Raw genomic sequence first — 12,839 nt, forward strand, 5'->3', positions numbered from 1 at the left:
CACCACTAATCCTTTTTCAACGATTGAATTACTGCCCCGAGCGAGATGCTTCGCTGCGCGCTGCATGACGGGCTTTTCCCCCCTTACCCTCCTACCCTCCTACCCTTAGTTAGTTGATGTATAGCAAAGCAGAAGCAACCCAATTACGCCAGGCTTTCTGGACGGCTTTTGGCCAGTACATGGCTCCGGTGCCCTCGGCCGAAGGCGACTCTACCAATTGGATTAACTACAAAACCGGCATCAAGCACCTGTACTTCCGGATGCAGGCCGACAACCGCCGCGCCAGCATCGCCATCGAGCTGACGCATCCCGACGCCGGCATTCGGGAATTGTTTTGGGAGCAGTTTTTGGAGCTGAAAACCCTGCTGCACCAAACCCTGGGCGAAGAGTGGACCTGGGAGCCCGACGCCACCGACGCGCAGGGGTTGCCACACAGCCGCATCTATGCCGAACTAAGCCCAGTCAACCTCTTCAATCGGGACGACTGGCCGGCCTTGATTTCGTTCTTTAAGCCTCGCATCATGGCGCTGGACGCGTTTTGGGCCGATGCGCAATACACATTTGAGGCGCTGAAGTGACAGGCTCGCCGCGCCTGAAAAAGCCCTGGCCGCGTGCGCGGCCAGGGCTTCTGGCTTTTGGTGAATTGCAAGGGGCCGCTAGGCGGCTGGCGCAGCGGCCAGCCCAGCGACAGGCGCGGTGGCACTTCCGCCCGTGCTGCCCACGCGCCGGGCTTTTTTGTAGGCCTGGTGCAAGGGCAGGTTTAGTAGCCGAAACACTTCCATGGGTTTGTCCAGTTCGTACACCTGCTGCAGGAGGTCGCGCAGCAGGTCGGAAGTGGATTGGTTGGCTTGGCTGCGCTGGTCGATGAGGGCGCTGGTGCCGCGCACGGTGCCGGCGAAGGCGGCGTGCAGGCCGCGCAGCTGCGCCAGCACGGGCGGCGTGAGGGCGTAGGGCAGCAGGGCCGCGGCCTGGGCTTCGGCTGCCTCGAAGAGGGCCTTGGCCACGTCGCGCAGCTCCTCGGGCTTCATCCGGCGCAGCTGGGTGCTGTTGAGGGTGGCGCGGGCCAGCAGGGCGGTGTCCTGGGTTTTGGTGGCCACGCTGCGCAGGGGGCCCAGCAGCACGGGCAGGGCGGCCAGCAGGGCGGCGCGGGCGTCGGCCGCGCCCTGGGTCACGGCCGTGGTGCTGAGCGGGGCGGTGCCCACGGCGGCCGTCAGCCGCTGGTAGGCCGGGGCAATGTCGGCGGCCTCAGCGGCGGCCACTTCGCTGGCCCCGATGGCCGCGCCGTTGTCGGCGATGAACTTGACCAGCACGGTGGTCATGGCGTATTGTTTCTCCTCGCGGGCATCCATGGAAAACAGGTAGAAAAGTGGCACCGGCCGAATAGCGGCCGGCCCCTAAGATTACCGATTTTTCCGCATTTGTCGAGCTTACAAAAGGCGGACGGTGGAACTAACAATTCGGTATAGTGAATATTCAGTCAGAGGCTATACATTTGATGCATTGACCCGCTGCGTTTCCACCGCGGCGCTGGTCATCGGGCTTCCTCCACGGCCTGCTTCACACTGCTCGAGTTTTTCTACCGAACTCTTGGCTTCCTGCCCCTGGCAGGATACTCGGCGTTCGTGCACGTTCCTGCACGCTGCTTGTCGGCTTCCGACCCGTAACGTTTTCTTGTTGGGCTGTGGCATTTCCTGGTTTAGGCCATGGCAATGCCCCGGTATGCGTGGTGCGCTTCGTGCCCCACCCTTCCATCTCACGTTCATTCATTCTGAATTTAGCAATCCTGCTGACCACTTTATTCTATTCAATCCATGAAATCCCTCTTCCTGAGCTTGCCGGCGGCCCTGCTGCTGGCCACCGCGCTGGGCGCCTGCAAGAAGCAGCCGGCCGAGTGCCCGCAGCTCACCCGCGCCGCGCAGGCGTTTCTCGACTACTGGTATTTCCCCGAGGGCAGTTCCTGGGTCTACCAACTCAAGGGCAGCCGCCCGGCTGTGTACGACACCATGCGTGTGATTGGCGCCAGCGAAAGCCACCTGACCGACCCCAGCGGCGGCGACCCGCGCACCCCCTGCGTGCAGAGCTACAGCGCGGCCATCACCCATTCCAACCGCACCTACTTTCCTGGGCCGAGAAGCTCAGACCCGAGAAGATTAGGGACGGAGTACTTGGCCTCGTCCCCTCTGTTTCATGGCGAAGACTGGGTTATGGAACACTCGTTGGATGTGCAAACCCTATATCCCCCGGAGGTCGGGTTTGCCTATCCTGTCCGCTTGGCGCAGAAGATTTTCAACCGCCTCACCTTCGTGGACACGGCCGCCGTCACGGTGCCGGCCGGCACCTTCCGTCAGTCTGTGCACGGGGTGCCCGATTACGGCAGCAGGGTCGATTCCACGCAAGGCGGCAACTGGATTCGGCACCTCTATCGCAGCCGCTACGTGGGCATCACCAAAGTCATTTACACCAATAACCAAACCTGGGAACTCGTCACCTTCACCATCAAGCGCTAACTTATGAAACACCTTTTCTCTTTCTTGCTGCTACTAGTCTTTTACTAAACAAGTTTCGCACAATCCGCCAACTCCGCGATGCCGGCTCCCGTTGATACGACCGGCTCGACTTCTTGCGAGCCGGAGCTGTTACGGCTTCGCTTCCACTCGTACGAGACCACCCAGCTAGATGGCGCGCTGGGCCTGCAAATGGACGTAGCAACGCCAGCCGGGACAACGAGCTTTGCGCTGGTGTCGGTTACCTCCTCAGCGCCTCAGCTAGTGCAGGCAGCGCCCAACAACACAGCTTCTCAGTCGCTCACCGCCGGGCAGATAATCACAACCAGCATCCAAGTAAGCTACGCCCCGGCCCACCTTCCTTACTATCCGGTGCGCATTAGCACCACGTTACGAGCGGGTTCCACTGCCGATGCCCCTTGGTCAGTCGCGATTGCTATGTCTACTTCACGCCTTACGGCAGCGCTGAAATCTGGGATATTGAGGACTACGGCCGCCTCCGGCGCTCGTGGCTGGTGGGCGATGAAGCGACGGCCCCCGTCCGGCTCAGTGTAGCCCGTAGCGCGGTTCCAGCGTCCAATATTGGTCCCACTGAGGAAGCCGGCCCGCAGGACTACATTGGGATGCGCTTTGTGGAAGGACTGGCCTACGCTGTGCCTATACGTTATTCTTCACCCACAAACTCTGAAAACGACCCGCCGGCGGACCCACAGGCCCGCGATGGCTGCGGTGGCCTGGGGCAGCGCCGGTACCGGGGACGGATTGAGAACGTACGCATCTTCACCATGCACACCGCTGATGATAGGAGAATAGTGCCCATTGCCCTGAAAAACGCCCGTGTGCGGATTATGCGCAGCGTAGACGTGGGGCCGGATATTACCATTAAGCAGTTGTACACTGATGACCAGGGTTTCGTAACCGAGTATGGCAGCCGCACCGTTGAATTTGACCACTGCTCCATCAATAACAATAAAATTCATGTCTATTTATCCGTTGAGTTGATTGATAGCCCCGAGAAGGTTCGGATTAAGCGTTCGGGTGCCTGGTACAGCTGGACCCGGATTGAAACCGGACGGCAACCGCTCAGCTACAATAGCAGCACCCGCCAGACCCTCAATTTTGGCAACGCGGTGGGCGGCAACAGAGAAATTTCGTTGGACCCCAACGACGCCGGGCGCACCTTCACTTGGATTAAGTGGTCAAAACAGTTGTTACAGCAGGAATTAGGTTCGGCCGCTAACCTGTCTACCACGCTGGCAATCAAAATCGAGACCTCGGGCAGGTCGGCTTATTATGACCGGTTCACCCACAATATTCATTTCCGGACAGACCGGCTAGGCTCCGAGCGCACGGCAATGCACGAGTTTGGCCACTTTGCCATGCACGAGATGCAACGGGGCAATTGGCTGTCTCAGACGGGAGGACTTCATTATTCCGAGCGCAACAACAAACATCCTAATACTACAATCACGGAGGGATTCGCGGATGCTTTCTCGTACATTATGGACGAGATGACTTGGAGCGTACTCGACCAAGAATCTGGCCTGAATGAAGCTGGCAGCAACATCCACGGCCTCTGGCGAACCACTGTGTATAACCGTCCAGACGTGCCTCGCCCGCTGGATTTAAATCATCCGTTTGTCTCGGAGGAGATTATTGCCCGTGTTATGCTGGATTTGTGGGATGGGCCAAGCAACCATGCTCGCTTCAACAACACCAATGCTCCTTTCACTTACACGGATGGTGGGAATGATACATTTGAAATGTCCCTGGCCGACTTATTCCGCCCCTTCTACAGCAAACTAATCCCCGACCCGGTACGATTCTACAATAATCTCTTGCTGGAAAATACAGGAGCCAATGCCAACCGCAACGTGCAGATGCGCGACATCTGGCACTTTAATTTCTCCGACACTAGATATAATGTTGCTGATTTCACCATCTTGGGCACGGATGAAATCAGCGGTTCCCGCGTCATTACGCACGACCGGGACGACTACGAGTTTTGGGATTCTGACAAATTTGATAAAGTCGAAACATACAGTTATCAATACATTGGCACAGACGTCGGGGCAATTAACAGCGCATCCAATTCATACAATGTAACGACTTACGTGCAAGATGACTACGACACCGCGGGCCGCCTCATCAGCAGTGAAACCAAGAATGCCAACGGGGTTACGCTGAGCGACCCGCTACAGATAAGGGGTGGCGCGGAACTGGGCCTGCACAGCGGCGCCGAACCGCGCTGGTACAACCAATCCTCGGGCCTCACGCGCTACACCAAGCGCACCGACCACCTGAATATTGAGCTGCGGGCTCAGGCCCGCCTCACGGTGGGCCCCGAAAGCCGGATAAGCATCGGCTCGGCCTCGCCCTACCAAACCACCAGCGTCAGCCTCTACGACGGCACCTGCATCGTGGTCGAGAACGGGGCCACGCTCACCATCGCGGCCGGCTCCACGCTCAACATCTGGGAAGGCTCCACCCTGCTCGTGCGCAACGGCGGCACCGTGCAGGCCGACGGCGACTTAATGATTCGCTGGGGTGGGCACATCTGCGTCGAAGACGGCGGCAACGTGCGGCTCTCGCCCAGCAGCACCCTCTACGTTGATGCCGGCGCCCGCATGGGCGTGCGGGCCGGCGTGGGCCTACCCACCAATCTGGCGTGCACTAACCGAGTGTCAGCCTGCGGCGCGACCACCATCCTCAACTCCGGCGTGGTGAACGTAGGCGGGGGCAACGAGGCCCTGCAGTTCGACGGGGACGACGTGGTGTCCATCCCCAACACCAACTCCTACGTCAACGAATTGGGCCAGCAGTTTGCCATCGAGGCCTACCTGCGGGCCGACGACCTGAACGCGCCCGGCGCCCAGACCCTCTTTTCCAGCCGGAAGTTTTCTTCCAGCGGCACCAGCACCTACAACGGCGTGCTCTTCACCCTCTACGGCGGCCGGCTCCTGCTGCAGTTGGACGGCCGCAACTACTTTTCCGACGACGCCCGGCTGCCCAACGACAACGGCTGCCACCACGTAGCCGTGACGCGGGACGGCACCAACCGGGTGCGCTTCTACGTCGACGGCCGGGAGTCCTCGTACTCGCCCACCACCCCGCTGAGCGCCTTCAGCGACGGCCCCCTCGCCCTGGGCGCCGACCACCTGAACGGAGCCTACGGGGAGCACTTCCGGGGCATGATGGGCGAGCTGCGCGTGTGGAACACGTGGCGCAGCGGCGAGCAAATCAAGCAAACGTACACCCAGCGGGCCGTCGCCCCCCAGTTCGGGCTGGTGGTGAACTACGACATGCAGGACCCTTCTGCCAGCCAAAGCCTGAGCGACCTGTCGGGCGTGGCCCAAAGCGGGCGCAACCCAGTGCCGGGGGTGCTGGGAGCAACCAGCAGCGGCGCGGCCGACGACCCTACCTGAGTGAGCAGCTGCGCCCTGGCTTGCACCGTGCAGGGCAACTTCCGCACCGGCCCGCTCACCTGGACCGCCCCCGACTCGTCGGCCACGGGCCTGGGCACTCCTCCTAAGGCAAAAAACCGGACCGTCACGGCACTGAGCATCTCGCCCAACCCCGCCGCCACGGGCGGAACCGCCACGCTGCACTTCGACCTGCGCCAAGCCGGCCTCGTGCGGGTGTCGGTGCAGGACCTGGCCGGCGCCGAGCGGGCCGTGGTGCTCCAGCAAACCCACCTCGCCGCCGGGGCACAGCAGCTGCCGCTGCCCCTTCAGCAGCTGCCGCCCGGCCTGTACCTGGTGCTGACGCAAAGCCGGGGCGAGCGCGAGCACGTCCGGTTGGAAGTGCGCTAGCGCGCACAGCGGAACTGACGGCCAGTGCCTGCCAAGGCCTCACCCCCGGTCACATCACCAAGCCATCTCAAAGCCCCTGGCGCATCGTCAGGGGCTTTTTTGTTGCGCGCTGGCTGCAACCGCGGCGCATAGGGCGGCAAGATGAGTTTACCACCCCGCGCCGCTCCTTGCCGGCTCGGTGAGTCCGCTTGCACGTCCTGCGAGTTGCATTAAAGGACCTGCGAGCGACCAGCAACGCCTTGCGACTTTGCTTCAAAGGCTTGCGAGAAGGCTTCGCGGGGCTGCGACTTTGCTGCTATGGCCTGCGACTTGGTATTACCGGTCGGCGACTTTGTTTCACTGGCCCGCAGGACCGGCCGTTCGGCATGAAAGCGCCCCTTGCCTTCATCCCCGGGGAATTGGTATCTTTGCAGTCCTCGTTTATATCCATGTCGGTTCTGCTCACCCGTTTTTGGTTTTCGCTGCGCTTTGCCCTGCTCGCCGCTTCGGTGCTGCTGGTGCTGGGCCTGAATCAGCGCGCCGTGAGCGTGCTGCGGCCCGTGGGCAAAAGCGGCGCCCCCTTTGCGGCGCCCACCAAAGCCACCGTGGTGAAGCAGAAAGTGCTGCTCGAAGCCACGGCTTCGATGGACCATTTCGTGGCGCCGGTAGCTGATGCTTGGTTGCCGCCGGCCGTACCGGCCCTGTGGCTGCCCACGCTACGTCAGGCCCTGGCGGTGCCCCGCCTGCTGGCGGGCGTGCGCGCCGGTGAGGTTTTCCGAGTGCGCCTGCTGGCCGTGGCCCTCTCGCCACAGGCTCCCTAGTTGATTGGCTGATGGCATGATGTGGGGATGTGCTGCGCTGGCAGCAACATCGGGCTGAGCCTATCAGGGGCTTTGAGCTTTGCACATCATCCGTTCCATCAGCCAATCCGTCGACAGGTACTGGGCCAAGCCCTTCCTCAGCAAATCAGCACATCAAACAATTAGGAAATCAACATGCGTAACAAAGGATTAATTATCGCACTCACCGTCGTGGTTTCGGCGCTGTGTGCGTACTTCCTCTTCTTCACCTACGTCTCGCGCGGGGTGCAGCAGAAGGCCGTGGCCTACGCCACGCGCAACGGAAAACTCAACGAAACGGCTCGCCAGCACTACCTCGATTCGGTGTGGCGCGCGCCGGTGTTTGGCCCCTTCACCTACCGTGAAGTGCGCCAGAGCGAGCTGGGCCTCGGCCTCGACTTGAAAGGCGGCATGCACGTGACGCTGGAAGTGTCGCCGGTAGAAATTGTGCGCGCCATGAGCGGCAACAGCAAAGACCCTGCTTTTGTGAAATCGCTGGAGCAGGCCCAGGAGGCGCAGAAGACCAATTCGAGCACGCCGTTTACGGCGCTGTTTGCCCAGGCTTACCAGCAGAACGCGCCTAGCCAGCCCCTGGCCCGCATTTTTGCCAACACCACCAACAAGAGCCGCAACATCGACATCAACTCGTCGAACGAGAAGGTAATTGGCGCCATCGACAAAGAGGTGGAAGAAGCCATCGACCGCTCGTTCAACATCCTGCGCACCCGCGTCGACAAGTTCGGCGTGAACCAGCCCAGCATTCAGCGCGTGAAGGGCACCGGCCGCCTGCAAATCGAACTGCCCGGCGTGGATAACCCCGACCGCGTGCGCAAGCTGCTGCAAGGCCAGGCCAAGCTGGAGTTCTGGGAAGTATGGAACCAGAACGAAGTGGGCCCCTACCTCGTGCAGCTCGACAAGCAGCTGTCGGCCAAGCAGGCCGCTGAGAAAGTGGCTCCTGCCGTTGCAACTGGCGACACCGCTGCTACTGCCGCTGCCGGCGACTCAACTTCGCTGGCGGCGCAACTGGCCAAGAAAACCAAAAGCGCTGCTGCCGACTCGGCGGCCACCTCGGCCCAGGGCGGCGTACTGGCCAAGCTCTTCACCATGCCCGGCCGCCTGGGCGTGAACCTGCGCGACACCTCGCGCATGAACACCATCCTGCGCTCGCCCGAGGCCAAGGCCACGTTGCCTCCCACCCTGGCGCTGCTCTGGAGCCTGAAGCCAACCACCATCGACAAGCAGGAGTACCTGGAGCTGATTCCGGTGCGCAAGACCCGCGACGGCGTGCCCCCCATGAGCGGCGAAGTGGTAAGCGACGCCCGCTCGGACATTGGCCAGAACGGTGCCCCCGAGGTGCAAATGAGTATGACGCCCGCTGGCTCGCGCAAGTGGCAGAAGATGACCGCTGCCAACATTGGCAAGCAGGTGGCCATGGTGCTCGACGACTACGTGTGCTCGGCGCCGGTGGTGCAGAGCGAGATTTCGGGCGGCGTGACCAGCATCACGGGCAGCTTCGCGCTGGAAGACACCCAGGACTTGGCCAACCAGCTGAAAGCCGGTAAACTCCCCGCTCCTACCCGCATTGTGGAAGAAGCCGTGGTGGGACCTTCGCTCGGCAAGGAAGCCATCAACCAGGGCTTGTACTCGTCGCTGGCCGGTGTGGTCATCATCATGATTTTCATGGCCCTGTACTACGGCCGGGCTGGTGTGGTGGCCGACATTGCGCTGCTCTTCAACATCTTCCTGATTTTGGGCGTGCTGGCGCAGTTCGGCACCGCTCTGACGCTGCCCGGCATCGCCGGCCTGATTCTGGTAATGGGTACGTCGGTGGATGCCAACGTACTGATTTTTGAGCGAGTTCGAGAGGAACTGGACCACGGCCTCGGTCTGAACGACGCCATCAACAAAGGCTACTCGCGCGCTTTCTCGGCCATCTTCGACTCGAACGTGACGACCATGCTGATTGCCGTCATCCTCGGCTTCTTCGGCACGGGCCCGGTGCAAAGCTTCGCCATCACGCTGGGCATTGGCGTGCTGACTTCGTTCCTGTCGGCGGTGTTTGTGTCGCGCCTCATCATCGAGTGGATGGTGAAAGGGAATGAGAACCACCCGATGACCTTCAGCACGTCGATTTCGCGCAACCTGTTCAAGAATTTGAACTTCGACATCGTGGGCAAGCGCAAGCTGGCCTATGCCTTCTCAACCGTCTTCATCATCGTCGGCTTCGCGCTGATGGCCTACCAGGGCGGCCCCAACCTGGGCGTGGACTTCAAGGGCGGCCGCGCCTACGTGGTCGACTTCAACAAAACCATGATTGCTTCCGATGTGGCCGATAAAATCCGCCCCGTGTTCGAAGGAGCCGGCCTTGAGGTGAAGCAATACGGCTCGCCCGACCGCCTGCGCATCACCACCGGCTACCTGGCGGAGGACGAGAGCGTAGCCGCCGACACCAAAGTGGTAAACGCCCTCAACCAAGGCCTGCAAGCTTACAGCGCCGACGCGCCGGTTATCAAGTCGACCTCGAAAGTGGGGGCCACCATCGCCGACGACATCAAGCGTACTTCGGTGCTTTCGCTGGGCCTCACGCTGCTGGGCATCTTCGTGTACGTGCTGTTGCGCTTCGAGCGGTGGCAGTACTCCATGGCAGCCGTGGTGGCCCTGTTCCACGACGCGCTGCTGGTGATTGCGGCCTTTCCGATTGCCCGCCTGTTTGGCCTGAACTACGAAATGGACCAGATTTTCGTGGCGGCCCTGCTCACGGTTATTGGTTTCTCGATGAACGACACGGTGGTTATTTACGACCGCATCCGGGAATACCTGCGCGAGAACCCCAAGCTGACCTTCGCCCAGGTGGTGAACCCGGCTTTGAACTCGACCTTCTCCCGCACGATGATTACGTTCACGACCGTGTTCCTGGTGGTGTTGGTGATGTACATCTTCGGCGGTGAGACGCTGCGCTCGTTCTCCTTCGCCATGATTATCGGCGTCATCTTCGGCACGTACTCGTCGCTGTTCATCGCCACGCCGATTATCCTCGACACCTACGGCAAGAAAGAGGAGCGGGAGCGCCTCGCCGCTGGCGAAGACGTAACCAACCTGACCGGCGACGCCCCCAAGCTGAGCCAAGCCAACGTGTAGTGTCTAAACCACGGATTCCTGCGGATTTTTTGGATTTTGCGGATTTTGTGAATGGCTCTAACAACAAAAAGGCCGCCCAATTGGGCGGCCTTTTTGCGTCCTGAGGATAGAAGTGTGTCACTCGCCGGTCCGACGCCCTAGGCGTCCGACCGGTTGTCGGCAGGGCTTTCGGGGGATTGTGCGACCAATAACCGGTCGGACGCCTAGGGCGTCGGACCGGGCAGAGCCGACTTGCGAAACCATTTATATAAAGGCCAATCGTGCACAAAATCCGCGAAATCCGAAAAATCCGCAGGAATCCGTGGTTCAGACAACTAGTGCAAGCAACCGATTGGGCTTACCTTCCGAGTGGTCGGTAGAAGTCTACCACCGCTGCGCTATGCTGCACCTCTCCTCGTCTTCCTCTGCATCGGTGCCGCTCGCGGCGCTGCTAGCCGCCTGCCAGCGGCAGGAGCGCGTGGCCCAGCGCCGCTTGTACGGGCAGTTTCACGGCTTTGCGATGAGCATTTGCCTGCGCTACGCCCGCAACCGCGAGCAAGCCCTGGAAGCGGCCAACGACGGGTTTCTGAAAGCCTTTCGCGACTTGTACCGGTTTGACGCGGCCCGGTACCCCGAGGACGTGCCGGGCTCGTTTCGGGGCTGGCTCAAGCGCATCATGATTCACACGGCCATCGACCACTACCGCGCCAACGAGCGCCACCAGCACCAGCAAGAACTCGACGACGTGACCCTCAACCAAGCCGACAGCGCCGCCACGCCCCTCGACGCGCTGAGCTACGACGAACTGCTGGCCCTGGTGCAGCGCCTGCCGCCCGCCTACCGGGCGGTGTTCAACCTGGCGGTGATTGACGGCTTCGGCCACGAAGAAATTGCGGAACAGCTCCACATTTCGGTGGGCACTTCCAAATCCAACTTATTCAAGGCCCGAGCCCACTTGCGGACGATGCTGGCCCAGTGTACTACTCCTTCAACAGTTCGCCATGTGGTCCGATAACGATATAGATAACGCGTTTCGACGGCTTGACCCACCGGAACCCGAACCGTCTTCTTTCCCCCTTGGCGCCTGGCTGCGCCTGGAAACGCAGCTCGACCAGGCCCTGATTGCGCGCGCCGTGCGCCGGAAGCTGTGGAAATTCTTTGCGGCCGAAGTAGCCATTGTGGCCGCGGTGGCATTGGGCTGGTTCCTCTGGGCCAATAACACGGCGATTGCGACAACAAAAACAAGGAGCGCGGTGCAGGTTCCGGCACCAGCTGCGCACTCCGCACCAAGCGCTAGAGCAGGGGTAGCGGGTGCCTCTGGTGCGGCAACAACCCCTGGTAAAGCAATGGACAAAGCGCCAACAGCTAAGACTGGTGAGCCAATTGATAAGTCTGTTCACACGTTGCCCGCGCGGCGACCGGCGCCGCTGGCAGCGACTATGCCAACAAAGGCGTCGCAGGCTACTGAGGTGGCCAAGGCCTCTTCCGCATTGGCTTTGACCCACGGCGTTGCCTCCCCAAAAAGAGAGCGTTTGGGTAAGGACGCAACGCGACAAGAGCGGAGAAACCGCCGCAGCGAAGTGGCTTTAGCCAGCGCGGGCTACAATGCTACTGGCCGGCTGCGGAAAGCGACAGAATCTGTTGCTTCGGCTTTAACCGCCGCTTCGGACGTGCAGTCCTCTTCGGGAGTGCCGGCTGAGGCTGGCGCTGCTGGTGTGCCGTCAGGGCAGAACCCGGCTGGGCAAGCCGAGCCGCGGCCCTCGTCGGCGCTCGAAGCTGGACAGCAACTCCCGATGGCACTTACCCAAGGCGCAGGGCTAAACCAGGAAGCCCGCCAGGCAAGTGGCGAACCGCGGAACGATGACGAGACGGAAGCCCTGATGGCCCGGCCCGTTGGGGTAGCGACCATTGCACCCGAGCGGCCCGCCACCCTCCCGACAGTGGCGGTGGTCGATACGCCAACCTTGCCCTTGCCGACGCACCAGCCACGTTTTTACGTGGGAGTGGTGGGTGCGCCGGACTTCACAACGGTAAAATTCGCGGGGGTGAAAGCGCCTTTGCTGAATGCCGGCCTGACGCTGGAATACCGCCTCGCCAACCGCCTGCGCCTGACCACGGGGCTGCTGCGCTCAACCAAGGAATACGTGGCCCGGCGCGAGGACTACGATTGGAGCAAAGCTCCCCAGGTGGTCCTCACCCGAAGCTTTACGCAGGTAGACGGCGCCTGCACCGTGCTCGACGTGCCGCTGAACCTGCGCTACGACTTCTTGGCGCGGCCGCAGGAACAGGTGTTCGGCAGCGCGGGCCTTTCGACGTTTTTCATGCTGCACGAGCTGTATTCCTACGACTATTACGACAGCTACAACCAACCCAGCTATTGGGAGCGCCCGGTGGTGAACGAAAACCGCCACTTTTTCAGCATTTTCAACTTCTCGTTTGGCTACGAGCGCAGCTTTGGCACGCGTTGGAGCGTGCAGGCCGAGCCCTACGTCAAGGTTCCGCTGGCGGGGGTGGGGGCTGGCAAAGTGCAGCTTACCAGCGGCGGCGTGTTTATGGGCGTGAAATACGGCTTTTAGCACGCGCTGCTC

At 61.3% G+C, this 12,839-nt stretch carries 9 protein-coding genes; 8 read left to right on the forward strand and 1 reads right to left on the reverse strand.

Translation table 11 applies throughout. From position 1 onward, the window contains the following. Positions 1-116 precede the first annotated feature (116 nt). Positions 117-578: a DUF4268 domain-containing protein gene (locus VF629_RS18575; protein WP_331059999.1), complete on the forward strand. Its 462-nt coding sequence runs from the start codon at positions 117-119 to the stop codon at positions 576-578. Between the two features lie 78 nt (positions 579-656). Here VF629_RS18575 and VF629_RS18580 read toward each other — a convergent pair whose 3' ends face one another. Next, complete coding sequence (locus VF629_RS18580; protein WP_331060000.1) at positions 657-1,349, reverse strand: hypothetical protein; 693 nt, start codon at positions 1,347-1,349, stop codon at positions 657-659. Positions 1,350-1,811: 462 nt separating this feature from the next. Between VF629_RS18580 and VF629_RS18585 the strand changes: the two genes are divergently transcribed. From VF629_RS18585 to VF629_RS18615, 7 genes are all read left to right on the forward strand, one after another. Further along, positions 1,812-2,507, forward strand: coding sequence for a hypothetical protein (locus VF629_RS18585; protein ID WP_331060001.1), 696 nt, complete (start codon positions 1,812-1,814; stop codon positions 2,505-2,507). A gap of 416 nt (positions 2,508-2,923) precedes the next feature. Continuing rightward, positions 2,924-5,929 carry a LamG domain-containing protein gene (locus VF629_RS18590; protein ID WP_331060002.1) on the forward strand — a complete coding sequence of 1,002 codons (3,006 nt, stop codon included), beginning with the start codon at positions 2,924-2,926 and terminating at the stop codon, positions 5,927-5,929. Further along, positions 5,930-6,316: a hypothetical protein gene (locus tag VF629_RS18595; protein ID WP_331060003.1), complete on the forward strand. Its 387-nt coding sequence runs from the start codon at positions 5,930-5,932 to the stop codon at positions 6,314-6,316. Positions 6,317-6,744: 428 nt separating this feature from the next. Beyond that, positions 6,745-7,116 (forward strand): hypothetical protein, encoded by a 372-nt coding sequence (locus tag VF629_RS18600; RefSeq protein ID WP_331060004.1) that lies wholly within the window; start codon positions 6,745-6,747, stop codon positions 7,114-7,116. Positions 7,117-7,290: 174 nt separating this feature from the next. Next, on the forward strand, positions 7,291-10,272 hold the full coding sequence (gene secDF / locus VF629_RS18605) for a protein translocase subunit SecDF (RefSeq protein WP_331060005.1): 2,982 nt from the start codon (positions 7,291-7,293) through the stop codon (positions 10,270-10,272). Positions 10,273-10,651: 379 nt separating this feature from the next. Next, positions 10,652-11,266 carry an RNA polymerase sigma factor gene (locus VF629_RS18610; protein WP_331060006.1) on the forward strand — a complete coding sequence of 205 codons (615 nt, stop codon included), beginning with the start codon at positions 10,652-10,654 and terminating at the stop codon, positions 11,264-11,266. Between the two features lie 778 nt (positions 11,267-12,044). Beyond that, positions 12,045-12,827, forward strand: coding sequence for a hypothetical protein (locus tag VF629_RS18615; protein ID WP_331060007.1), 783 nt, complete (start codon positions 12,045-12,047; stop codon positions 12,825-12,827). Positions 12,828-12,839: the final 12 nt, after the last annotated feature.

The organism is Hymenobacter sp., assembly GCF_036388155.1.
GTDB lineage: Bacteria > Bacteroidota > Bacteroidia > Cytophagales > Hymenobacteraceae > Hymenobacter.

Coding starts and splice junctions, on each gene's coding strand:
- VF629_RS18575 (WP_331059999.1), top strand. CDS start 117: ATGTATAGCAAAGCAGAAGCAACCCAATTACGCCAGGCTTTCTGGACG.
- VF629_RS18580 (WP_331060000.1), bottom strand. CDS start 1,349: ATGGATGCCCGCGAGGAGAAACAATACGCCATGACCACCGTGCTGGTC.
- VF629_RS18585 (WP_331060001.1), top strand. CDS start 1,812: ATGAAATCCCTCTTCCTGAGCTTGCCGGCGGCCCTGCTGCTGGCCACC.
- VF629_RS18600 (WP_331060004.1), top strand. CDS start 6,745: ATGTCGGTTCTGCTCACCCGTTTTTGGTTTTCGCTGCGCTTTGCCCTG.
- secDF (WP_331060005.1), top strand. CDS start 7,291: ATGCGTAACAAAGGATTAATTATCGCACTCACCGTCGTGGTTTCGGCG.
- VF629_RS18610 (WP_331060006.1), top strand. CDS start 10,652: ATGCTGCACCTCTCCTCGTCTTCCTCTGCATCGGTGCCGCTCGCGGCG.
- VF629_RS18615 (WP_331060007.1), top strand. CDS start 12,045: ATGGCACTTACCCAAGGCGCAGGGCTAAACCAGGAAGCCCGCCAGGCA.